This is a genomic window from Microcoleus sp. PH2017_09_SFU_O_A (assembly GCF_020738625.1).
In the GTDB taxonomy this organism is placed as follows: Bacteria; Cyanobacteriota; Cyanobacteriia; order Cyanobacteriales; family Microcoleaceae; genus Microcoleus.
Genome location: NZ_JAEQCF010000016.1, coordinates 18,359 through 40,835 on the forward strand (window position 1 = coordinate 18,359; position 22,477 = coordinate 40,835).

Annotated in this window: 30 protein-coding genes, 1 tRNA gene and 1 pseudogene; 12 read left to right on the forward strand and 20 right to left on the reverse strand. The window is 43.7% G+C overall.

Annotated features, from left to right (window positions below; genetic code table 11):
• Positions 1-159 precede the first annotated feature (159 nt).
• A complete protein-coding gene (locus JGK16_RS08485; protein WP_293157313.1) occupies positions 160-546 on the reverse strand; it encodes an AbrB family transcriptional regulator in 387 nt (128 codons plus the stop codon).
• 493 nt (positions 547-1,039) lie between these two features.
• On the opposite strand from JGK16_RS08485, the gene JGK16_RS08490 reads away from it, so the two are divergent.
• The 4 genes from JGK16_RS08490 (at position 1,040) to pyrR (ending at position 4,020) form a co-directional block, all read left to right on the forward strand.
• Complete coding sequence (locus JGK16_RS08490) at positions 1,040-1,483, forward strand: Rrf2 family transcriptional regulator (RefSeq protein WP_293182439.1); 444 nt, start codon at positions 1,040-1,042, stop codon at positions 1,481-1,483.
• A gap of 33 nt (positions 1,484-1,516) precedes the next feature.
• Entirely contained in the window at positions 1,517-1,918 is a 402-nt protein-coding gene (locus JGK16_RS08495) for a GFA family protein (RefSeq protein ID WP_293182473.1), read from the forward strand.
• Between the two features lie 112 nt (positions 1,919-2,030).
• Positions 2,031-3,107: an adenosylcobinamide-phosphate synthase CbiB gene (gene cbiB, locus JGK16_RS08500; RefSeq protein ID WP_293190289.1), complete on the forward strand. Its 1,077-nt coding sequence runs from the start codon at positions 2,031-2,033 to the stop codon at positions 3,105-3,107.
• Positions 3,108-3,486: 379 nt separating this feature from the next.
• A complete protein-coding gene (pyrR, locus tag JGK16_RS08505; protein ID WP_293182435.1) occupies positions 3,487-4,020 on the forward strand; it encodes a bifunctional pyr operon transcriptional regulator/uracil phosphoribosyltransferase PyrR in 534 nt (177 codons plus the stop codon).
• Positions 4,021-4,207: 187 nt separating this feature from the next.
• Here the strand turns inward: pyrR and JGK16_RS08510 are convergent.
• Positions 4,208-4,280 (reverse strand) — tRNA-Ile (locus tag JGK16_RS08510).
• A gap of 56 nt (positions 4,281-4,336) precedes the next feature.
• On the opposite strand from JGK16_RS08510, the gene JGK16_RS08515 reads away from it, so the two are divergent.
• The 5 genes from JGK16_RS08515 (at position 4,337) to JGK16_RS08535 (ending at position 9,508) form a co-directional block, all read left to right on the forward strand.
• Positions 4,337-4,465: a hypothetical protein gene (locus tag JGK16_RS08515; RefSeq protein WP_293202954.1), complete on the forward strand. Its 129-nt coding sequence runs from the start codon at positions 4,337-4,339 to the stop codon at positions 4,463-4,465.
• Between the two features lie 966 nt (positions 4,466-5,431).
• Complete coding sequence (locus JGK16_RS08520) at positions 5,432-6,076, forward strand: hypothetical protein (RefSeq protein ID WP_293190294.1); 645 nt, start codon at positions 5,432-5,434, stop codon at positions 6,074-6,076.
• A gap of 205 nt (positions 6,077-6,281) precedes the next feature.
• On the forward strand, positions 6,282-6,899 hold the full coding sequence (locus tag JGK16_RS08525; RefSeq protein WP_293182433.1) for an IS607 family transposase: 618 nt from the start codon (positions 6,282-6,284) through the stop codon (positions 6,897-6,899).
• Positions 6,838-7,980, forward strand: a complete 1,143-nt coding sequence (locus JGK16_RS08530; RefSeq protein ID WP_293202977.1) for a transposase — start codon at positions 6,838-6,840, stop codon at positions 7,978-7,980. Before JGK16_RS08525 ends, JGK16_RS08530 begins: the two co-directional genes overlap by 62 nt.
• Before the next feature lie 97 nt (positions 7,981-8,077).
• Positions 8,078-9,508: a hemolysin family protein gene (locus JGK16_RS08535; protein WP_293182467.1), complete on the forward strand. Its 1,431-nt coding sequence runs from the start codon at positions 8,078-8,080 to the stop codon at positions 9,506-9,508.
• A gap of 452 nt (positions 9,509-9,960) precedes the next feature.
• Here the strand turns inward: JGK16_RS08535 and JGK16_RS08540 are convergent, their stop codons facing one another.
• From JGK16_RS08540 to JGK16_RS08605, 14 genes and pseudogenes are all read right to left on the reverse strand, one after another.
• A complete protein-coding gene (locus tag JGK16_RS08540) occupies positions 9,961-10,962 on the reverse strand; it encodes a hypothetical protein (protein WP_293182431.1) in 1,002 nt (333 codons plus the stop codon).
• Between the two features lie 961 nt (positions 10,963-11,923).
• A complete protein-coding gene (queC, locus tag JGK16_RS08545) occupies positions 11,924-12,598 on the reverse strand; it encodes a 7-cyano-7-deazaguanine synthase QueC (RefSeq protein ID WP_293190288.1) in 675 nt (224 codons plus the stop codon).
• A 257-nt stretch (positions 12,599-12,855) separates the two neighbouring features.
• Positions 12,856-13,311 (reverse strand): annotated as a pseudogene (locus JGK16_RS08550) (amidohydrolase family protein); the annotation flags it as partial.
• Between the two features lie 203 nt (positions 13,312-13,514).
• Positions 13,515-13,757 carry a hypothetical protein gene (locus JGK16_RS08555; RefSeq protein WP_293190287.1) on the reverse strand — a complete coding sequence of 81 codons (243 nt, stop codon included), beginning with the start codon at positions 13,755-13,757 and terminating at the stop codon, positions 13,515-13,517.
• A 5-nt stretch (positions 13,758-13,762) separates the two neighbouring features.
• Complete coding sequence (locus tag JGK16_RS08560; protein WP_293190285.1) at positions 13,763-14,074, reverse strand: hypothetical protein; 312 nt, start codon at positions 14,072-14,074, stop codon at positions 13,763-13,765.
• A gap of 69 nt (positions 14,075-14,143) precedes the next feature.
• Positions 14,144-14,413, reverse strand: a complete 270-nt coding sequence (locus tag JGK16_RS08565; RefSeq protein ID WP_293190283.1) for a hypothetical protein — start codon at positions 14,411-14,413, stop codon at positions 14,144-14,146.
• Positions 14,414-14,417: 4 nt separating this feature from the next.
• A complete protein-coding gene (locus tag JGK16_RS08570) occupies positions 14,418-14,786 on the reverse strand; it encodes a hypothetical protein (protein ID WP_293190282.1) in 369 nt (122 codons plus the stop codon).
• 29 nt (positions 14,787-14,815) lie between these two features.
• Entirely contained in the window at positions 14,816-15,100 is a 285-nt protein-coding gene (locus JGK16_RS08575) for a hypothetical protein (protein WP_293190281.1), read from the reverse strand.
• Positions 15,090-15,356 (reverse strand): hypothetical protein, encoded by a 267-nt coding sequence (locus JGK16_RS08580; RefSeq protein ID WP_293190279.1) that lies wholly within the window; start codon positions 15,354-15,356, stop codon positions 15,090-15,092. Before JGK16_RS08580 ends, JGK16_RS08575 begins: the two co-directional genes overlap by 11 nt.
• Positions 15,357-15,448: 92 nt before the next feature.
• Entirely contained in the window at positions 15,449-15,712 is a 264-nt protein-coding gene (locus JGK16_RS08585) for a hypothetical protein (protein ID WP_293190277.1), read from the reverse strand.
• Positions 15,709-16,863: a hypothetical protein gene (locus tag JGK16_RS08590; RefSeq protein ID WP_293190275.1), complete on the reverse strand. Its 1,155-nt coding sequence runs from the start codon at positions 16,861-16,863 to the stop codon at positions 15,709-15,711. Before JGK16_RS08590 ends, JGK16_RS08585 begins: the two co-directional genes overlap by 4 nt.
• The gene (locus tag JGK16_RS08595) at positions 16,860-17,612 is read right to left on the reverse strand and encodes a hypothetical protein (protein WP_293202955.1); all 753 of its coding nucleotides are present in this window, start codon (positions 17,610-17,612) and stop codon (positions 16,860-16,862) included. The genes JGK16_RS08590 and JGK16_RS08595 overlap by 4 nt, the downstream gene beginning before the upstream one ends.
• An 87-nt stretch (positions 17,613-17,699) precedes the next feature.
• Positions 17,700-18,101, reverse strand: a complete 402-nt coding sequence (locus JGK16_RS08600) for a hypothetical protein (protein WP_293190272.1) — start codon at positions 18,099-18,101, stop codon at positions 17,700-17,702.
• Positions 18,091-18,633 (reverse strand): hypothetical protein, encoded by a 543-nt coding sequence (locus JGK16_RS08605; protein WP_293190271.1) that lies wholly within the window; start codon positions 18,631-18,633, stop codon positions 18,091-18,093. Before JGK16_RS08605 ends, JGK16_RS08600 begins: the two co-directional genes overlap by 11 nt.
• Positions 18,634-18,711: 78 nt before the next feature.
• Here JGK16_RS08605 and JGK16_RS08610 point away from each other — a divergent pair, with 78 nt between their 5' ends.
• A complete protein-coding gene (locus JGK16_RS08610) occupies positions 18,712-19,227 on the forward strand; it encodes a C39 family peptidase (RefSeq protein ID WP_293190270.1) in 516 nt (171 codons plus the stop codon).
• A gap of 275 nt (positions 19,228-19,502) precedes the next feature.
• On the opposite strand, the gene JGK16_RS08615 is transcribed toward JGK16_RS08610, so the two are convergent.
• Genes JGK16_RS08615 through JGK16_RS08630 form a run of 4 tightly spaced genes read right to left on the reverse strand, consistent with a single transcriptional unit; the run spans position 19,503 to position 20,869 of the window.
• Entirely contained in the window at positions 19,503-19,682 is a 180-nt protein-coding gene (locus JGK16_RS08615) for a hypothetical protein (protein ID WP_293190268.1), read from the reverse strand.
• Positions 19,679-19,921 (reverse strand): hypothetical protein, encoded by a 243-nt coding sequence (locus JGK16_RS08620; RefSeq protein ID WP_293190267.1) that lies wholly within the window; start codon positions 19,919-19,921, stop codon positions 19,679-19,681. The genes JGK16_RS08615 and JGK16_RS08620 overlap by 4 nt, the downstream gene beginning before the upstream one ends.
• Positions 19,918-20,292, reverse strand: coding sequence for a hypothetical protein (locus JGK16_RS08625; protein ID WP_293190266.1), 375 nt, complete (start codon positions 20,290-20,292; stop codon positions 19,918-19,920). The genes JGK16_RS08620 and JGK16_RS08625 overlap by 4 nt, the downstream gene beginning before the upstream one ends.
• 4 nt (positions 20,293-20,296) lie before the next feature.
• Positions 20,297-20,869, reverse strand: coding sequence for a hypothetical protein (locus JGK16_RS08630; RefSeq protein ID WP_293202956.1), 573 nt, complete (start codon positions 20,867-20,869; stop codon positions 20,297-20,299).
• Positions 20,870-20,995: 126 nt separating this feature from the next.
• Here JGK16_RS08630 and JGK16_RS08635 point away from each other — a divergent pair, with 126 nt between their 5' ends.
• Together JGK16_RS08635 and JGK16_RS08640 are read left to right on the forward strand one after the other, a co-directional pair.
• Complete coding sequence (locus JGK16_RS08635) at positions 20,996-21,925, forward strand: hypothetical protein (RefSeq protein WP_293190264.1); 930 nt, start codon at positions 20,996-20,998, stop codon at positions 21,923-21,925.
• A gap of 46 nt (positions 21,926-21,971) precedes the next feature.
• Positions 21,972-22,469: a hypothetical protein gene (locus JGK16_RS08640; protein WP_293190263.1), complete on the forward strand. Its 498-nt coding sequence runs from the start codon at positions 21,972-21,974 to the stop codon at positions 22,467-22,469.
• Positions 22,470-22,477: the final 8 nt, after the last annotated feature.

A 22,477-nucleotide genomic window follows, 5' to 3' on the forward strand; every position in this document is an offset into this window, starting at 1 on the left:
CTGACTTTTATCGAGCCATTGCCATCTATAGAATCCATACTGTTTTAGGCGCACTGAAAAATTTCAGAACAAAATTTCAGAGCCCACTCTCTGCCAGCAGTCAATGCTTGAAGTCAAACCAACCCGTTCAAGCAAGAATTCAAAGCAAATTGTAAAGACCTAGGATACTTCTTCGCGATCGATTTGGCGCAGGTGAATGTGCTTGCGTCCCAGAGAAATTTCAAATTCATCTCCTGGCTGGAGTTCCATCTGCTTGGTGTAGGCAGCTCCAATCAGTAAGTTGCCATTAGATTGAACGCTAATCCGATAGCTAGCCGAGCGTCCGCCGCGTCCGTTGCCGTTTTGCTTCCCATCTAGCTGAATGCCTTCTGCATCAATCAGCGCATTCAGGAATTTCATCATGTTGACCCGTTCTACGCCGTTCTTGGTAACGGTATAGTAGCCACAGGCTCTAGCTTTTTCTTCCTTGGTCAGATTCTCTAGGTCTTTGACCTTTTTGATCAGATCTTCGCCTTCAAGGGGTTCGATATTTTTCTTTTTAGCCATTTACTGAGTCCTGAAATATTCAAGTGGTGTACGGATTTTTTCTCGGTTGGTTTTTGGTTTGACCAAGAAAGTTTAGCTTTATAGCCGGTCTTGACATACTCCCCCACCTAAAGGCGCTGGGATTCTGGGTTCAAACAGCGATTGCAGGTTCTTCACCTGTCTAACATCACCTCGCCCACAGGTTGATGCCCCAACCTGTTTGAGATTTTTTGAAATAAGAGAGTTGAGACCGGATTTTTATATCTCGCGAATCAACAAAGTCTACTCTATCATGAAAGCCGTCTTTTTAGGATGGGGCTTTAAACCCAATTGTTTGATAAAACTATATTACACCGATCGGCTCAATTGTTAACCACTATTGTCTAAATATTTTTAACAAGGTGGAGTCTTTCTTGAGGAGTAGCTGCCAGGAGCGTGCGAGCAATCTCTAAACTAGGTAGCATAAGCTATCAGCTATCAGCTAGCTGAATATTTGCCCCGCTCTTAAAATCCCATGAAGTTAACCACACGCGGACACTACAGTGTCAAAGCTCTACTGGATCTAAGTTTGCAACCTCGGTTCGGGCCGACATCGGTGAAATCGATTGCGAACCGACAGGAGTTACCCGCTCCATATCTAGAAAAATTGCTGATTGAAATGCGACGAGCCGGTTTAGTCCAATCTGTTCGGGGTTCCCAGGGAGGATATCAATTGGCTCGGGAGCCAGCTCAAATCTCTTTAGGACAAATCTTAGAGGCTGTAGGGGAAACTATTGAACCTTTACCTCGACATTCTCCTGACGCTACCCAACCAGAGGACTGGGTAACATTCAGTTTGTGGAACCGATTGCACAAAAAACTGGCCGAAGCGCTGTACAGTATTTCCCTCGAAGACTTATACTATGATGTCCGCAGTTGGCAAGCTGCTCTCGGAGAAGAAACTAGCTTTATCATTTAGATGGTAAGTTCATTCATTCGATCGCCAACTCACATGGACGCAACACTTGTTACCTACTCTGGTGGCACACGTTGCGGTGCTGTCCGCTTCACAGTCACGGTTGACAAACACTCGTCATCTGACTGCAACTGCTCTATCTGTAAAAAGAAAGGATTTTTGCACCTGATTGTGCCGCCCGAACGTTTTACCTTGCTCTGCGGGGAAGATGTTTTGACAACCTATACATTTAATACAGGCACTGCTAAACATACTTTCTGCCGGATTTGTGGGATTCACTCGTTCTATCGTCCCCGATCGCATCCCGATCAATTCGATGTCAACGTCCGCTGTCTTGACGACTATGCCGTTTCCCAATTTCAGATTCTACCCTTTGACGGTGTTAATTGGGAACAGAACGTACACGAACTGCACGACGAAAGTCATCTCAGCAGTTAAAATCGGCTCTAAAAAATCACACTCCGCTCGATGTAGCAGCAGTTAAAACAGCAGCTACCCGATCGCTCACTAGCGATCGAAGGGACTATCATGTTGAACACCATATATAATAATGCCGGATGAATTTACTGTTTTGATTTTAGCTGCGGTATTGGATTATTCGATCGGCGATCCTTGGGGTTGGCCGCATCCCGTGCAGGCGATGGGTTGGGCGATCGACCGCTATACTCGATTTGTCTTTAATATATGGAACAATCCCGCAGACAAAATGCCTCTCTCTGGCGATCGTCCCCCAGGCGAGCGGCACCAACTGCTGCTACGATGTGCTGGTACAATACTAGCGATCGGGCTGATTATAGGCAGTTATACTGTCAGTTGGTCGATCGTCCTTGCTGCTAGTTGGGTGCATCCTGTTTTAGGCATTGCCCTACAAACCATTTTGCTGGCTAGCTGTTTTGCCGGTCGCAGTTTGAGGGCTGCTGCTGAGGACGTGCTAGCGCCTTTAAATGTTGGAGATCTAGTCAAGGCGCGAGAAAGGTTGAGCCTTTACGTCGGTCGGGATACCGAAAACTTATCTGAGCCAGAAATTCTGCGAGCATTGTTAGAAACTGTAACAGAGAATGCAGTAGATGGCGTGAGTGCCCCGCTATTTTATGGATTAGTTGGGTTCGCTCTGCCGCATCTATTATTAACTGTTATCGATCGACCGATCGCTCCTGACTCGATGTGGGATCTGGCGATAGTTCCCTGTGCGATCGCCTACAAAGCAGCTAGCACATTAGATTCTACCGTCGGCTACAAAGAAGCACCATACACAGATTTAGGATGGTTTAGCGCCAAACTAGAAGACGTGCTGACATGGATTCCTTGTCGGCTAACAGTGATTACTTTAGCCCTGATATCTGGCAAACCGATCTACGTTTGGCAGATTTGTCAGAGAGATGCTGTTAAAGATGCCAGTCCCAATTCCGGTTGGAGCGAGTGCGCCTACGCCGCCATCTTGGGAGTACAACTGGGAGGTACAAATTCCTATCGGGGAGTTATCAAACACAAACCGCTGTTAGGCGAGTCGATTCGTGCGATCGCACCGCAGCAAATTGACCAAGCATTGCAATTAACTCGGTATTGCTTTCTGATTTGGTTGGGACTATCATTGCTTGTTTATACTTTATTATGTTTTGTTCCCTAACAATGGGCCTGACCCGCAGACAGATACAGCCCTCCGACAGGAGTCTGGAAGGGGAGTATCTTAGTTTTGCATTTATAGTGCGAGCGGTATAATACTCGCGAGCGGGGACAGCACTATAATAAAAGATGCTTTTTTCAAAAATGAGATGCTCCCTCTGGAAGAGCCAAACAAGTTTCGACGTTAGTAGTTCTACTCCCAGATTCAACTGTCAAGTCAATCTAAAATCTAAAATCGTTCGACGCTGACACTAACGCCGAAGTCTCACATCTAATAATTGTTCCAACCCTGAGATTAATTTGTCCAGTCAATCTAAAATCTAAAATCTAAAATCTAAAATTGTTCGATTCGCCAACAGCCAACCATTAGCTCGCAGCCAGCAATGACTAAAATTATTAAGATTTTATCCCCGGATGAAGTGAGGCGCACTCTCACCCGCGTCGCTTCCCAGATTGTCGAAAAATCAGGAGCTCCTTCGGACTTAGTGCTGTTGGGGATTCATACTAGAGGAGTGCCTTTAGCTCAAATGTTGGCAGCTCAAATTGAAGTCCTCGAACAAGTCAAAGTATGCGTGGGTGCTTTGGATATTACGTTTTACCGAGATGACTTGGATCGAGTTGCGATGCGGACACCTGCTAAAACAGAAATTCCTTTCGATTTGACCGGCAAAACGGTGGTGTTGGTAGATGACGTTATATATAAAGGTAGAACAATTCGAGCGGCTTTGAATGCGGTAAACGATTACGGGCGGCCGGAGAAAATTTGGTTGGCGGTATTAGTCGATCGCGGCCACCGAGAAGTACCGATTCAGCCGGATTTTACGGGTAAAAAGTTGCCGACAGCCAAGGAAGAACAAGTTAAGGTTTATGTTCAAGAACTTGACGGGCGCGACGGAGTGGAATTGATTAAGGGTTGATGTCGCTCGTTAGCCTCGAAACATCCGGGACACAACTGACTTAGGTACGTAGTTGCGCTTTAGCGCTCTTTGCTTCATGAAAGAGCGCTGAAGCGCAACTACGTACCTTAACGGCCGAAACAGATTCTCAGTTTTTCCAATCAGTAGTATAGACAAGAGCGCCCAAGCGCAACTACGTACCTTAAAATCGGCAGTGCAGGAGTTGAACCTGCCTGGGGCGAATTATGAGTTCGCTGCCTAAACCGCTCGGCCAACTGCCGTTAGATCGACTTATGTCGATCCAACTCAAAAGTAGTATAACATAATTTCCCAGTCCGTGCTAGAACTAGAGAACAAAAATCAAAATCTTTTAGATCTGCCGAACCCGCGATCGCCTGTATCACCTCTGTGCTGGAGTCGATCGACCGGAATTAGCAGTTTCTACGATTTTGGAATCAACTTATAGGCAGTCAACAACCCACCGTTAAATCGGAGTACCGACTATAACGGGGGCTTGAAACATAGCCCTAGTTGACCAGACTCAGTCAGTAATGCCTGCGTTAGTGGCAAGGCGTTTAACTAATACGAGTTGGAAGTCCCGCACTCTATCCGTTTACAGGATGAGTGACGGGATGAAAACGAGCACCAAACAAATTGAGCGATAGCGAATCCATGATAGGCTCGAACTAAGCGGGGATGATAAGAGTAGCCGTGGTGGGCGAACTTTCCGTTGTATAAAGGCTAGACACCACCTATCAGTTTCTGACTGGTAGCCCCAATATCCAGCTAAGCCGTAAAAGAGCTGATGGATGGGTGAAAAAATCAACAATTCTACTCCTTGGGACACAGGGAGTCTGCCGGAAAAGATAAGTAATTATCTTGCTAGTGAGTACCACATAAAGGTGAGTAAAACCTACGGAGGGAGGATAAGACCAGCTTAGAGAGGGCTGCGAATAAGGCTCTCCCGTTGAAAGAGGAAGCCCGCACTCTATTTGTTTACAAAATGAGTGTCGGGTATGTCACGTTCTTACCTACGGATGCGTAGCTAGTCCGTAGCTCTAAAACTCTTAGGTTAAACAGTCATTTGGGAGACAGTGCCAAGCGAGAAAGTACCGACCACTAACTTTGTCGAAGCTAACATTACCGGAGCAATCCGAGAGGGAGCAATCCCCAAATTAAACCCCCCACTGAGGCGGGTAAGCGAAAGAACAATATCAGCAGCCTCTATCCTGTAATGTCAGCAGGTATGCCAGGGAGAATAACCACTTTTGAGGCGCAACGGTTTCCTTTTATGGAGATACATAATAATGCAGTATAGACCCTGGCCTCCCTTTCCTCTCACCGCCAAGCCGAGTATAGTTATGACGGGAGTCTCTAGGGAGGAAGAAAGGTGAATTCGACGGTAGTGCTGACTCTTATTCTGCTAACTCTAATGTTTGGAGCAGGTGTGACGAGTTCTGTTTGGGGATTTACTATAGGTCGCGAAGCGTTGAAAGGAACGACTCAACCTGATGTTCGCCCCAGCAACAATGCTGGCAGCGGTAAGCAGGGAGCTGCGGCTAGCAAAGACCAAGTGAGCATTTTGAAAGAAAAAGACATTCTTAAAACCGTCAAAGCGCGGGTAGAAGGTCGCGATCCTGACAAAAAAACAGCCGCGACAAATACTAAAGCAGACAAGGCAAGCTCTAAACCTGCCACAGCCAAAAAACCGGCTGCGGCAAATACCAGCGCCAAGTTTCCCCTAAACAGTCGCGACGGGGGAGTAACTCTGGAAGTGAGCGCCGCCAGCCAGCGCAGCAACTCGATGCTGCTAGACGTGAGCATGAAAAACGAAGGTTCCCAAGCTGTGAGGTTTCTCTACAGTTTCTTGAACGTCACTGACAATCAAGGGCGGGCTCTTTCGGCGACTGCTGAGGATTTGCCGGCGGAACTTCCACCCAACGGGCAGGTGTATTACGGTACGGTGAGTATTCCCACAGCTTTGCTGGAAAATGCTAAGGAAGTTTCGCTGACGCTAACAGATTATCCAGGCCAAAAATTACAGTTGCAAATATCTGGCATTCCAGTGGCAAAGTAATTATTGGATTTGGGATTTGGAATGGCTGATGAATTAAGTGTTTGGAGCACGGGCTTACATTTGCATTATTTTCGGACAATGGTATGAGACAAAAGGAGACCAAACCTCCAGACTGTTGACATAAAGTAAATAATTTCCTAGAAATTCCTAGTAAATCATTGTAAAAGCTGGCACTATGGATTGAAAACAAAAATACCACCTAGCGATGACAAAATATGTCACACCGCGAAAAGCTTGCAAAATCCTGCAAGTCTCAGATAAAACCCTTAGAAACTGGGAACTTGTCGGCAAAATATCAGCAATCAGAACCCCATCCAACCAGCGACGCTACGACATCGACAGCGTTCTCGGAGGCAGACACGACCGAATTACAGCCATCTACGCCAGGGTTAGCAGCTATAAACAGCGAGAAGACCTCTACAGACAAGTCAGCTACCTCCAAAGTATCTACCTGCAAGCCAAGGTCTTCAAAGACATCGGAAGCGGACTCAAATTCAAAAGAAAAGCGCTGCTTGCCCTTTTGGGACAAGTCATGTCGGGAGATATCTCAGCAGTTGTGGTCGGACATCAAGACAGACTCGCAAGGTTCGGTGGTGAGCTCATCAAATGGATCTGCGAACAAAACAATTGCCAACTCATGGTTCTCAGCAGAAACGAGTTGTCTTGTGAACGAGAAATGGTTGAAGACATCCTTGCTATCATCCACGTCTTTAGCAGCCGACTCTACGGTCTGGGAAAATACAAATCTGCTATCAAAGAAGATTCGAGTTTACCCGGAAGCCAAGCTAGCAGCAAAATGGAGGACTTGGATTGCGGCAAGTAGGTGGTGTTACAACCAAGCAATTGCTATTCTTAAGGACGAAAAAATAGGCAAGTATGATTTAAGAAAAAAGATAATGGATTCGGCTCCCGACTGGGTTTGCGAACAACCTTACAACCCGCGACAGATGGCAGTGTTTCAAGCTTTTGAAGCACACAAAGCTGCTAAAAAGGCAAAAGGAACGGCAAAATTTAGAAGCCGTTTAGACACATCTCAAACTATCCGATTTCAAACATCTAACTGGAAGTTCGGGGCTTTTTACCCGCTTGCTACTAAAGGGCTAACCTTTAAAGCGTCCGAACCAATCGTTGAGGTAATGCAACACGAGCCAACACTCAGTTTGATCGACAGGCAGTGGTTTATCTGCTATGTGATTGACGAACCAAAAATAAAGCCGATCGATAGTGATTTAGCTGTCGCACTGGATCCAGGTGTTAGGACTTTTGTTACTGGTTTTGACGGCAGTGACTTTATCGAAATAGGAAAAAACGATATTGGTCGCATCTATCGGCTAGCAAGACATCTAGACAAATTAATGTCCCGCATTGGACTAAGTAAAGGGAGGCAATTCAAGCGACTGAGGTATTGCTTGCGGAAATCGGCAGCAAAAATTAGAATCAAAATCAAGAACTTAGTTAATGAATTGCACAAAAAAGCTGCAAAATATTTTGCAGCCAAGTACAAACTAATTTTCTTGCCAACCTTTGAAACACAGCAAATGGTTAAGAAAGGTAGGCGTAGGTTGGCGACTAAAACTGCTAGAGCGATGGTCACGTTGAGCCATTATCGTTTTAAGCAAATGTTGAAGCATCAAGCCACCAAACATGGTGGTGTTGTAGTAGACGTAACAGAAGAGTACACATCGAAAACTTGCTCAAAATGTGGGCATATCCACGCTAAATTGGGTGGAGCTAAAATCTTTAAATGTCCAGAATGCGGACACACTCTGGACAGGGATAAAAATGGCGCTTTCAATATTTTGTTGAAAGCCTTGAGAGATACCTCCCTGACAGGAGAGCTTGCTGCTTTTTCTGTTTTGCCATACACGGCTATTCTGGGCTTAGTCCGGGATTTACCGGGTTAAATGTATCTGATTCTCAGGTTCGATCGAGAAAGTTGTTCTAGGGAGAATTGTGTCACTTTTAGGGGCTAGAGTTCAGGAGATAGCTGATTTACCTGCGATGAGTTGGGCAGAGGTGCTGTCGCGGTTGCTGTCAGTGCTGCTGCTGATTGCGATCAATGCTTTTTTCGTGACGGCTGAGTTTTCGATGGTGACGGTACGCCGATCGCGCATCAATCAATTAGTCGAGGCCGGCGATGTTCCGGCGATAACTGTTCAATCTTTGATACACAGTATCGAGCGATTGCTCTCAACAATGCAGTTGGGAATCACTCTTTCTAGTTTAGCTCTCGGCTGGATTGGAGAAGATACGATCGCCGTACTGATCCGAATGTCGATCGGCTATTTGCCGCTACCAATCTATATCAAATCGGCGATCGCCCATTCTGCCAGCATCTCAATAGTAACTTTTTTCCTGCTAGCTTACCTGCAAATCGTACTCGGCGAAATCCTGCCCAAATCTGTAGCCTTGGTTTATTCCGAACAGCTAGCCAGAAGTTTAGGGCCTCCGAGTTTATTGATTTCCCGCTTGTTCAATCCCTTTGTGTCGTTTCTCAATCAATCCACGCGATCGCTATTGCAGCTTGCGGGAATCGAATACGAGCGCACGCACCAGCCAGTTACGCCCCAAGAACTGCAATTAATTATAGCGACTTCCAGCGAATCAAGCGGCTTGGAAGCAGAAGAGCGAGAATTGCTGAATAACGTGTTTGAATTTGGCGAAGTTTGCGTAGAAGAAGTGATGGTACCCAGGCCCAGCATTGTGGCACTTCCCAAGACGGCTACGTTTCAAACTTTGCTTTCGGAAATGGCGATTTCCAACCATTCCCGCTATCCCGTCACGGGAGATTCTTTAGACGATATTATCGGGATTATTGGCTTCAAACAACTGGCGAAACCCTTAGCTGAAGGTTTGCTATCTCCCGACACGCCGATTGTAACTTGGATTAGTGCGGTGAGATTTGTGCCGGAAATGATGCTGCTGGGGGAATTACTGCCTTTGATGCAGGGTTCGTCGGAAGAAATTGCGATCGTCGTCGATGAATTTGGCGGCATTTCCGGCTTGGTGACGCTGAGGGATTTGATCGCTGAAATTATCGGCCGCACTTACGAGTCGCCCGACAGCAAAGAAATAGCTTTGCAAGTATTGGACGATCGCACTTTTTTAGCGCAAGCGCAGTTAAATGTAGATGATGTCAATCAAATATTGAATTTGGACTTGCAGGTGACAGACGAATATCAGACAATCGGAGGTTTTCTGAGTTATCAGTTGCAAAGAATGCCGGCGGTTGGGGAAGTTTGGCGCTGCGAAAATGCGGAACTTACAGTAGTTTCTGTGTGCGGGCCGCGGTTGGATCAGATTCAAATTCAGTTGTTGAGTGCGACGGCGGGCGATCGAGTTTTGGGTGAAGTTGCAGCGGCGGGCGGGGAAGTTGGGGGAAAAGGGCGATCGAATGGCGGTTTGAGAGGTGCGGCGAAGTTTTCTAGTTAATACCAATTAAAAAAATAAATGCAACAATATTGGTAGGGTGTGTCGCCAGAAAGCTTACCTTAAAAGAGATGAACAATCAGCTATGGCGACGCACCACCGACAAGATTTCAGCAAACAAACTCAACCTCAATTATTGTACAATACCGTTTACTTAAGACCGCCCTGGGGGTAAAACCCTCTGAAAAATAGATACGGAGATTGCTTCGTTCCTCTCTTCGGACTATATTAAGTAAACCGTATTGAATTATTGTAGAAACATTTTTTTGAATTGGTATTATATTTGGATTTTGATGGGGAGGACGATCGCAAATAGCTGATATGCTTTTAGTCCCATTGAATGAATGCGCTGCCACACGAAATTCAAAATAAACAGGACAATAACTAATGTTGGAGGAACAAGCTAAAGTCCTTTAATATCAAGCTTTGTGCTGTTCGTAAGAGTTTTTGCGGTATCAAGCATTCGGGAAAACTTCCTCTGAAAACATACGGCGCAGAATCTCATAGAAGGGTTCACAATACTGCGCTTGTTCGGGTGACAGACAAGCCCCAATCTCCTTACGAAGTAGGTGAGTCATCTGGCTGACGAGCTCCCAACTGACATTCAGTCGAGGGTAAATCATCACGCACAGGGGAAATAGTTCGGTTTCTAGCGCGTGCAAATTGCCTTCGAGCAAACAAACCCACATATAAACCTGAAACATCTCGACATCACGAACACTTGATGTACGGATATGTTGACTGTTGAGGGGCCCAGAATAACAGCGATAGCGTGGGTACAGTTGATTCACTCGATCGACTACCCGTTCAGCAATATAGCTCATCTTCGACATCAGCAGGCGAACAGATTGCACCGGAATCGCATTCGGTGGATGCTTTGCAGCAGCTTGGTATGCGCGTTGCAGTGGCATATATAAATGATCGTCTAGCATCTTGACGTAGTTACCAAAATTTTCCTGTTCTCCCTCAGGGAGCAAGTCCATCAACTGCGTTCCCGTGTAGTGATATTGCATCGCCACAAAGCCAATCACGCGGGGATCAATTGCTGTAACGTGCTGTCGGACTTGTCCGAGAACTGGGCTCACCTTGTTGACTATACGATAGGGCGACAATTGCTCGCTATATGCTTCGATCGCAAACTTATAAACTTGATGAATACCACCAGAAATATACCAAGGATCGATCAGATCCGTATCTATACCGTGTTCAATTAACGTTTCTGCCAATAGGTAGTCAGTTTTTGTCCAGGATTTTGCACTCACAGAACGCAGCGATGTCAACATTTGTTTTGCCATACTGATACGCCGTCGTTCGATAAATTTATCCTCACCCACAACCGCAGGGGTACCGCTTTTCATCTGTTGTAGATACTTTTGCGCGAAGGAAACAGATAAGTCTACCGATGGTGATAGCGGATCGAATGATATGGAGCTGAGCAAAGAAGGATGAGTAGTCATTGATTTAGTATTTATTCTGTCAAGGTTAGATGCTGATGGCTTTTCAGTCACACATTCATTTTTTGCGAGAGACAATTGTGCGAATGCCGGAGTAGATTTAATCTAGAATTTGGTAGCAAATGATGGCGATAATAGCGATCGCTATTGTTTGTTGAAGCATTCGATCTTAACTATAATCTCCTAAAACTCCAGGATTCAATCGTATAAATACTGATAAATATAATAAACTTCGCAGCCATTTCCGAGTCAATACCGTACTTGTAGGTAGACTTTCAAATTAAATAGTTGGCTGACTTTGTGCAACGCCTATATACCACGCTGGTAAGGTCAAAAAACGGCACTTGTCGCTGGAACCGAACTCCTTAGCCGAAATACCGAAGCTAGAGACTGTTATTGTTCAAAATTAGCCTAAAATTGCCTGATTTAACGATCGTGCTAGACAGTGCTGGCTGTATGTACCCAGCGGGTGCATCTGGTTTTTGAAGCCTGAAGAAGCATGACCGCATATAAGTTATTAGTTATCATCCGATATTGACGGAGGTCATGCTTCGCCCCTACAAACATATTTGCCCAAGTGACATGCACCCTACCCAGCACTGTTCGGCGGAATAAATTTAAATTGCACAAAAAGCAGGAAATCGCTATTTTGCTTGAGATTTTTTCATATTTCAAGCAAAGAAAATTGATCGAGAGCTTGATTTCAAAATCAAAACCCTTAAACTTGACGAGACTCGCGGTGTTCAAAATCAATCTATCTGCATTGCCAACCCTACAAATTGGTTAATTTCAGTGAGTTAAACAATCAATTAGTGCGGATTGAAAGGGTGCATCTGGCGCAAGGCAAATATATCCGTAGGGGCGAAGCATGACCGTAGAAAATAGGAGATTATAACTAATAACTTATATGCGGTCATGCTTCGCCCTCTTCAAAACTCAGATGCTTCCTTGCAAACCTGCAATATTAAGCGTAAGGCACCGGATCTTTTAATCCTAATTCGTCAAAAGCAGCCAGCCGCAACCGACAAGAATCGCAAACGCCGCAGGCACTTTCGCCACCTGAATAACAAGACCAAGTTTGTGTCCAAGGCACTCCCAACTTGTTGCCCAATTGAATAATTTCGGTTTTTTTAAGTTCTATCAAAGGTGTGAAAATCTTAATAGCTTCTCCTTCCCTTCCCTGCTTGGTTCCCAACCGAAATACTTCCTGCATGGCTTGGATGTAATCGAGGCGGCAGTCGGGATAGCCGGAATAATCTAAAGCGTTGACACCGATGTAAATTCGCTGAGCTCCTAGGGTTTCGGCGTAGGCGAGGGCAAAGCTGAGAAAAATGGTATTTCTAGCTGGAACGTAGGTAACGGGGATGTTTTGCGACATTTCTGCCAGATTGCGATCGATCGGCAATTCTATCTGATTGTCTGTCAAAGCCGAACCGCCCCACTGCGTCAAGTCAAAGTTTACCACCTGATGCACCTTAACCTGTGCTGAAAGTGCGATCGCCCGTGCTGATTCTAACTCTCGCCGGTGTCTTTGCTTGTAGTCAAAGGATATCGCGTAACATTCGCAGCCGTCGGCTTTCGCTTGATACAAAACAGTTGAGGAATCCAGCCCTCCCGACAATAAAATAACTGCTTTCACTTAAAACATCCTCGATTGCATCAGGTTTTATATTTATATCAAATCTGTTGTCACTTGACAAGATAGGAAGTACGGTTGAAACCGCGCCTACAAAAACGTAGGCGTTAGCCTTCCCGAAGGGTAGTCAGCCGGACGCCGACTGAAGAAGATAAAATAATTTTAACCGCATAAGACGGCGGTTGAAACCGCGTCTACAAAAACGAAGTCCGCCTCCGCGGACTGAAGAAGATTAAATAATTTTAACCGTCGAGTTTTCTTCAACCCGCGGAGGCGGGTTTTGTTTCTATAGACGCGGTTTCAACCGCCGAGTCTTCCTGCAACAAATCGTCTAGTTCCCGGTAATCCGGCAAAGTTGTATCAATTGCTCTACCCTGCCGCAAAACTGTGCGATCGCGCTGCGATCTAGATAACAATTCGCTAAAATTCCGCGCCTTAAACAAAATCAAATCTGTGGGTAAACCAACTCCGATTCGTCCCAAATTCGGCAATCCCATTAAGTCGGCTGCTGTGGTTGTGACTGTGCGCGGCCAATTTTCCCAAGGCCGATCTAAATGGGCGATACGGGCTGCCATATTCAAGACTTCCAAAACATCGTGATCGCCAAATCCGTAAAACGGATCGCGACAATTGTCGCTAGCAACTGCGACGGGAATTCCTGCTGCTTTTAGTTCATGCAAGACAGTCACTCCGCGCCACCTCGGTGTACGCCCAGATTGTCTGGAATAGGAGAAAGCACGACTTTTCTACCCTTCCAGCCATTATGCCTGTACTTTCTAGACACTTTCTATTTACTTAACGTATTTGCGTCATTACAGCCGTTGAGGTAGCTTACTTGTAAGCCCGCAGTTTCTAGAAGGATTCTAGTCAAAAAAATACCCCCTGATTAAAGGGGGTATGTCCTATCTATTTATGACTTCTAATCCTTGGCGGGTGTAAAGATGAGTTTTGCTAGCCTAGCTCCTCGACACTCGCGGTAGAAGGGTACGTTACACCATTGTCTACTACCTGTCTGTTTGTCTGTTACGAAGAGACTCCGCTGACCGTTATGGCGGTAAAATCTACCTTGCCATTCAATCACCTCGGGAAGCCTGAGTTCGGTACACGTTATCTTTTTGAGACGCTGAGATTGATCGTGATTCCGCAATAGAATTTGCATCATTTTGATTACCCCAATTCGTCCATTAAATAGTGAGTAGCAGCAGCTATTCGCTCCGCCAATTGATAGCATTCATTGGACAATTGAGCTATCTTAGCCTTGTCAGCACGTTGACACTCCTCTAACAATGCTATTCGTTCCAAGCATTCAATCAGCTTATCTTCTGTGCTTTTAGGTTTCAGGTATAATGCTACCGCGTTTTCGATCAACTCCTGCGGTGTAATTTTCCGATGCTTTGCAGCAGATTTGATGACAACCATTGTTAGCTGTGGTAAAGGCACGAAAGAAGGCGATGGGTTTCCCGGTGGTTGATTTGCCATTGATTTGTACTCTCTTATTTGATGTATTGTTCTAGTCGAGGTCGAGGCGTTACGTTGACACAGGCCTTCCTAGAATGGTGGCTCAGACTCGTCACAGGCATAGGTATTGTCCGCATTCCAAAGCTCAGGGGTTTCCCAGTTCAGTGATGCCAGAAAGTCGAGGAATGCTTCCCACTCAGTATCGAAAGGGATGCTTTCTCGATACTGAGTAGCCCAGTAATATTTCGTATTTGCCCCCGCTAAATCCCAAGAAGAGTCTAGAGATAGAATTACAGGATGAATAACCAATCCTATGGCGTCTGATTCATTGATTTGATCAACAAAGTCTTTGATGTTCACGCGGTTAAAACTCCAGTTCAGTGATTGTGTCAGTAGGTGTTTTTGATTTTTTATCAAAACCAACCGGCTTAGATTTAGTGACTTTTGGGCGACCGTTGTTAGTTGTAGCTGCAAGCCATGTTTCTACAATGTGGCGCAACAGTTCTGAGCGAGTTATTTCTCGTTCTATTGCTATCACCGACAAGCTTTCAAAAACTAAGATAGAAACATTAAAGCTTGCAACTTTTCTCAAGCGATTGTCTAGCCGAACAGGTGTTGCGTTAATGGCTCCAACAATCGCCTCCAGATGAGCTAGTCGCTTGAGGATATCGTCTAGTGTCAATACCGATGAAGAGTTGTCACCATCGGTATTATTTGGTGCTTCACTCATCATGTAAAGGGTTTCCTGGATAGCAGAGCCTGTTAATACTCATACTCATACTCATCATCATCATTATCCTCATCATCATCGTCCTCTTTGGGCGGGACAAAAGTTTCGAGGTATTGGATGAGTGAAGCGATAGCTTCTTCCACGGTGGCAAATGTGTTGTCTACGTCTACTGGTTCAGCGCGGTCGATTGACCAGTACCAAATGACACCATATTTGTTGTTGACCGGCATTATTGAAGTGAGATATTCAAGCTCACACCTGCTTTTTTGAGCAGCTAAGAGAGTATTGATTGATTTGCCCAGCGCTTCACTCATCATTTACCTCCTGTTCGTACTCATAATCCTCATAAAAATCTTCGTTTTTAGGCGGTAAAATCGGTTCGAGGTATTGGATGAGTGAAGCGATAGCTTCTTCCACGGTGGCAAATTTATTGTCTACGCCTCCTGGTTCATAGTTGTCGATCGTCCAGTAATAGTAGAGACCATCTTCATCAAACGGCAAGACACATTCAATCCGGCACCTGCTATTTTGAGCATCCAAAAGAACGTTGATTGACCCCAGTAATTGACTCATTTTTGAACTCCTGTAAATAAACCGAAGAAGACAAGGCATAGTTTAAAGTCATTTCGGACTCATTTTACAAAGTAGGGAGCTAAAGTAGGAGCCTACTTACCTACAATCGTAGATAGGAGGCAAGCTATTTTCTCAGACAATTGGACATTAACCGATAACAGACCTGAGGCAAACTCGTTAAATTCGGAGTCAGTCTTCAACTCTGTGGTCAAGCAGTCAAAGTAATTTGCCAGCCAGTTTAAGCGTTCTAGGGCTTCTACATTACTTGAGGAGACAAAAAACCCCAAGTATTTTTCTTGCCAAGTATCCGTAGGATTAATACCCAACTCGTTGTACATATCGATAAAAGGCTTCATTTGTTTTCGCCGATAAAACGATACACAAACTTATCGGATTCGTCCCTAAAAGGCTTAAAATTTAGTGATTTTAGGCATTCTTGAACTGCTGCTAATTTTGGACGCTCTAGAATGCCGTCTGACACCGCTGAATCAATACCTTGCTTGATTATTTTCGGAGGTATATCTAGGTTGATTATGGAGCTAAGAACTCCCCAATCGTTGCGCTTTTTGCCACAATATTGCTCAATTGCCTCGATGATAACAGAATCGACTATTTGGATTCTCTTTTTTGTGCTGATGTCAAGCCAGTCAGCAACTTCGGATATTGCTGATTCAATGTCATGCCATACCCCTGTAGTAACGCCAGTTGCAAGCAAGTCTCTCAGTAATGTCCAATACTCTTTACTGTGTCGAGGCTTTTGACTTGCTTGCAACTGTTTCCTAGTGGCGGCAAATTCATTCCAATTGCTAGGTTGCTCCCAAAAGTTTCTGATTTCCGCTGCGGGAACTGACCAATTAATAGCATCCAATTCTAGAGTGTTTTGCAAATCTTTAGTTTTTCTGGTTCTGATTACCAAGGTACGGCGCAACAACTCCTTGCTTTCGATTTGCCAAACGCTAGTAAATAATTTGGGGCAAAAAGTACGGAACTCAATGTTTTCACCTTTGCCATTGCTAATGAATTGCCTGTCGGTTTTCCGGTTGTAGCCATTTAGGAAGGCTGCCAAACAGTCGTTTGAATCAAACGTGTCAGAGTTAGTATTGTCAACCAGTAACAAGCAGTTTTTCTCGTAAGTCATTACTGTAGGGTCAACCCATCGTATGAGGTTGATGTGGTTTTTTAGACTTGCCCCCGTAGAACCCCCTGCTATCGGCTCTTGACCGCTTAGTAATTCAATGGCTAACAACATTTGAGATTTACCGGAGCCGGAATCACCCAAAAGCTGGATTACGGGAATAATGCTGCATAGCGTGGATTGCATCATTGCGAAGCTTGCAAGTAGCTTGTATTCGGCTTCGTGTAAACCTGCGGTTACGAGCCTCAGATGCCTGGTAATTGCATCACCAAGGGTTTCGTCACTTTCTGTTTCAAAATAGTTGACTCCCGATTCTGTATCAGAATGAAGCTTTCGAGCAAAATCAATCATTTCTAATTGTCGATCATTCATTGTTTATTTCCCATCAATTTTACTGTTAGCTCAATTGCTAGTTTCGTACTAAGCCCGATGTCGCTGTCCGCATCAGCCCTTATTATCAAAGCTAATTCTCCCAATGTTTGCCACTCAAATAAGCAGCTAGTCTGAGCCTTTAAAAAAGCTAACCGTGCTTGCAATTTTTCTGCTTCTGATTCAGCTTTTGTGTAGCCACTTTTGTTATAAGCGTTACCTGACCCGAAGCTTGCTGTCAGTTTATTTTTGTCATCTTCTGTCAGGATGGCTAGATTGCTTGTTAAAGGTTCAAGGTTGAATAATCCATCCTTGAATTCCTCCGCCATTATGCTACTTTGTTCAGTATTCTTGTCAATTAATTTCCAGAAGTAAGGATTTAACCACGGCTTGATAACACCTGTATATCCTGTAGCAGGATTGTTTTCAAAGTATTGTTTTAACACTACAAACAAATAGTTTTCGTTTTTGGATACAGGGGCTTCAACGTACTTTTTGCTGTCTTGGTCGTATACTTGTTTTTTGTCTTTTTTAAACGAGAGATTGCACTTAACACCAGCAGGTAAAAACCCTTTTTCTTTTGTGATGACGCCGGTTGTGGATGCCGACAGTATCATACACATATCAACACTGTCGGGTGTTACGTGTGCAATCATTTCCTTTACACCGATAGTATCTGCCTCAACTAGATTTTCATTGACATCTAATCTAGCTGGATACTTTTCTGTTGCTGCAAACATCCAAATTGTCATATTGCTGATGATTGTTGATGATTGTTGATGTATTAAAGTAGGCTCCTAAAGTAGGGAGCTACTTGAAGAATAGAGTCAAAGAGTTTACTAGCTATTCTTGTAACTCTTCAAACACTCTTTTTTTGTGAGCTTCTGCCCCTCGGCTAGCGCATTAAAGAATATGTCCTCAAGCGATGCTGTAACGTCACCTACTAAGAGGACTATTCTGTGTCGAAATTCCGTTAGTCTATTGCTTTCTATTGCATCAAATACTAGCGGGACAATCAGACCTGCAATCACTTGCCGAACATATTCTTCATCGAAAACGACGATTCGTGCTTGTTGCGGTTCTGTGTGCGTGTTCTCATCCAGTAGGTGACAAACTTTGATATGCCGATATCCGTCGGGTTCTAGCATCGTCAAATTTAACTGGTGAGAAACTAAACGAATTTCTCTCCAGTTAAAAACTGGTACATCGGCAATTGCGGGCGCTGCGGTGTCATTTGTCATTGTTTTGGATACGATATTTTTCAAAGTTTTTGACTGTCTTTGTCAATTCTGCGACCGACAATGTAGGCGGACATTTTGCACCAAATAAGCGTTGAGGCTTTTCCGTGACTATCAGTAATCGTGCTGCGATAGAAGGGTGCAGAAGCTCCAATACTTTCAATTTGCAGCGTGCTTCTGGTGTTAAGAATCCCTTGGCTTCTACATAAAAGAAGTTATAAACAAGGAAGTCGCACACATATGTTAGGCGCCCTGTATTTCCCGTCGTATCTTTAAGGATAATTTTGGATTGAAGTCCAACATTATCAACACCAACCATCTGGACTAATTCGCGATAAACCCTGTATTCCCATTTACTGGCAAATCGGACAATATGCTTAGCCAGAGCGCCCGTAGTTGGGCGTTGATCTAAAACAATTCCAGCTTTAGTGCAGTAGTAGATAGAGGTGTTGTTGAATTTAGATTTTGAAGTATTAGCAATAATGTTTCTCCAATCCAGTTCGATTTGCTCGATGAAATGCGATATTAGTTTCATCGAGCAAATCGAACTGGATTGTTACAGTTCGTTACAATTAAGGCGTAGCCAATGTAACGCAAAACGTACTACGTACTTATGAAAAACTTTGTAAAGCTTGATGTACCGTACCTTTCACAATTGGACAACAAACGTAACCCAACTGGTAGTTGTAACGTCACTTCTGTTGCGATGTGCTTGCTGTGGGGGGGTGTGACACCACATCAGCAAGGGATACAGCTAGAAGATGAATTGTACGGATACATGGAGAAGCGACGCCTTGACAGGCATTCACCGCAAGATTTAGCTACTGTGGTGCGCGATTACGGCTTAAATTGCCTTTACACCGCAACAGCAACTATAGACGCCGTAAAGGCACATTTAAGCGAGGGTAATCCTTGTATTACGCATGGATACTTTACGGAATACGGGCACATTATTGTGCTGACTGGTTACGACGAAAAGGGGTTTATCGTTCATGACCCTTACGGCGAATGGTTTTCAGACGGCTATCGAACTGATTTAAGTGGTGAATACCTGCATTACAGCTACGACTTGATCGAGCGTACCTGCATACCCGATGGTTTATTCTGGATTCACTTTATAAGCAAATAAAAATGAACCCTCTTGTATGTAAATAATTGTTACAAGGGGGTTGACACCTAATTTCAAAAATGGGACATTACAAATAACACCACACCACGCTTTTCAATCCAAAAAACATAATAAAGGGCGGTGTGAGGGAGGGAATAAATATAAATAAATATAAATAAATATATATATAAATATAAATATAAATATATATTATTTTATGTATTCCTTCAAGTAGCTCCCTACTTTAGGAGCCTACTTTGTAAAATGTAAAAGTATTAAACTTGAAACACAAAGATTTACTTTTCAGGCGGTGTAACCAGCAATCCGGTTAGACTCGCTAATGCTGCTAAAGCAAGCTCTAAGCATCCCGACACAGATTTACCTTGCTGGGCTAGCAGCACCACCCCAAGGCTCGAAATAATAGCTGTAGAGCCAACGCCTGTTACGACTATGTTGTACATTCTCTTATTTGTCATAGGTCTCTTCCGGTAAATCCACTGTTCTGGGCAATAAAATTATCCGTTTTATCTAGTCGCTGTTCAATATGGTTTAGTCGCTGTTCGATCAAATCAAGTGCGTGTAATATTTTTTGCGAATCAACAATCGCTTGACGCTTTGCTTGCCAAACAACGTTTAAGCCACTCAGGACGCCAGTCAAAATAGCCACGGTTGTACCTAGTAGAGCGATATCGATTTTGAGCATTATATCTTTCATGTAATTATTCCTGTATATTCGTAAACACTGACTGCAACGGTAGTTGCTACTTTAGAAAATAAATCGATTGATAGGCGGTAGTCAACAGTAAACGGAAAATGTATTATACTTAATTCGCCTGAGATTATTATTCGTTTACTGTTGACTCTAGCCAATCCGTTTCCTAGTAAGCCTGATTCTATTTGTTGATTGGCATACCCAATAGCTTGGTTTTTCCAATAATCAGCAGTAGTTGTCACCGAAAGCGCTACAACTGGTGAACTTAAAATGGTTGGGGAAAAGACTCGCGAGTAAGGTATTGTCCCGGTGGCATCAAGATTCGTTTGCCAAACAATATTCCAGTTTTCTGCTACTGCTGATATTTTAACCATGATATTAAGGTTTTACAGTAGCGAGCACTTTTCCCCGAAAAGAAAGCGTGGCATAACTACCTTTCTTGTTCAACAGCCCCTTCCCCCCCCCTGTGGAGAATAATGCTTTAAAAACAGTTTTTGCCTCTTTTACCGTTGGGCTTGAATCAGCACCTAACGAAAAGGGGAAACTATAACTGTTGTCTATCATGTCTACAACTCTTGTTCCCCACGGAGTATTTTTTACCGTTGGCGTCGCTTTTGCCTCGTGGATAGTTACTCGCAAAACTTGTTTATGTGCTTCCTTGAATGACTGTGATGATACAGTCAGTGGTAGCGCAGCAGCAGCAGAGGCAGTAAGAACACCCGCATCAGCCATGATCGAACTAATTTTTGTTGCCGTTGCAGCTAGCACTGGAATTGTAACTATAACGCCCGGGTCTTCAAATGAATATGCTGCTAATTCTGTTTTGTCGCCCTCTGGTTTGTAGGGCTTGGATACTGTAGGCGATTTTTTCTGTGCATCCAAATAAGTCTCGCGAGCTTTTGATATTGCAGCGCGCTTTTCGAGTTGTTGCCATGTATATCGTCTAGCCATTTTTGCGTCCTTTAATTATATACAAATAGTATTACAGTAAAATTTACAATAAAATCAAGTATTATTGTAAGCAGAAACCTATTAGGTTTACAAATATTTCACCACATTATCCTTAAACCTTATTTTATGCCCAAACAACCTGCACCTAAACCGGAGAATCTGAAACTTACCAATGAAGAGCCATCACTACTCTTTGCTATTCAGGAGCTTATTCGCACTGGGGGCATAGATTGGGACGAATGGTGGAACGAATGGAGGCGGGGGATTCCAAATCGCAATCAAGCAGTTACCAATTTTAGAATATCTGATTGGGTTGAACCAAAATATTTAGAGCTTACTCAATTAGATAGTAAATCGGGTGTTCGTTACATTGAATATTTCCCAGACAGGGATAATGAATCGGAAAGTTATATTTTAGCTGGTACTACTCGCGATTTAATTGCACATATTGTCGCGATTGGGTATCAAAACGCTGCTGGCGACAATACTGTGAGTGGGAAAAATAGCAAACCACCGCTTAAAGGATTTCCCTTAATTGAACTTTCTTTTATCAGCGAAGATAAAAAAGTTGGGAAAAAGTGGCTACGACTTGCTGGGTTTACTGATGATGCAAAAATTGCTCAGATTAAATTAGCCAAGCAAGTTACTCCTGCTGATATAAAACGGTGGGCTAACAAAATAAAAACTATTTTTGGTGACACTAAATATTTGTGGAAAAAAGGTAAAGAGTGTTTGTCTTACTCTGGACAAATTGCCCGTTTACAAGGATTAGAAGGCTATGCTTATGTAAAAAATCAAAAAGATGGTATTGACCTATTTACGGCTATTCTGAAAATTATCGATACTATACCCGACAAAGATGGATTTAACTCTTCTGCCAGCACTTCTACAACAAAATATAAAAAAGAGAAGGAAATAATTGTTGTAGGTAAGCCTGTTAGACCTGACGAAAAAAGACCAATTGCCGATTGTTACTTTGACTCCGCCACCTTAAGACTGCCACTTATGAATAAATCCATTCCTTTGGTAAAAAAGAATGTTATTTTATATAAGTAGACTCATTTTACAAAGTAGCTCCCTACTTTAGCGCCCTACTTATATTATGGCAGTAATAACACCTGGTACAGGAAGTACGATTAATGCTACAACCATAGAAGGGCAACTTTGGCAATTGGTACATCTGTACCAAAACGCTGAACGCGCAGACACCGAATCCGTTAATAGATTTGAATCAACAAAAGATGATTCATTTGTAATGGATGGCAAATTCACCATTCCAGGTAATCTTATTTGGACTCCTGCGACAGGTACATTTACCGATGTTACCATGCCTTATCTGCCTAACACTACTTTCAATGCAGGCAACCCCTTGGGAACAATCAAATCAACCACACTGTCTCAGTATTTCATTGACGTGGTGTTATACATCATTGCTTGGCAAAACAACGGTGCTAAAAACACTCAAACATTGACTAATGTCACCTGTACTTTTAACGCAAATACACGCGTGTATTCCGGTACATTTCAATTGCCCTATATTACTACAATTGTTGCAGGTGGTAGTGTTGCTGAAGCAGCAACAGAATGGTTGCTGACCTAGGGAGAACA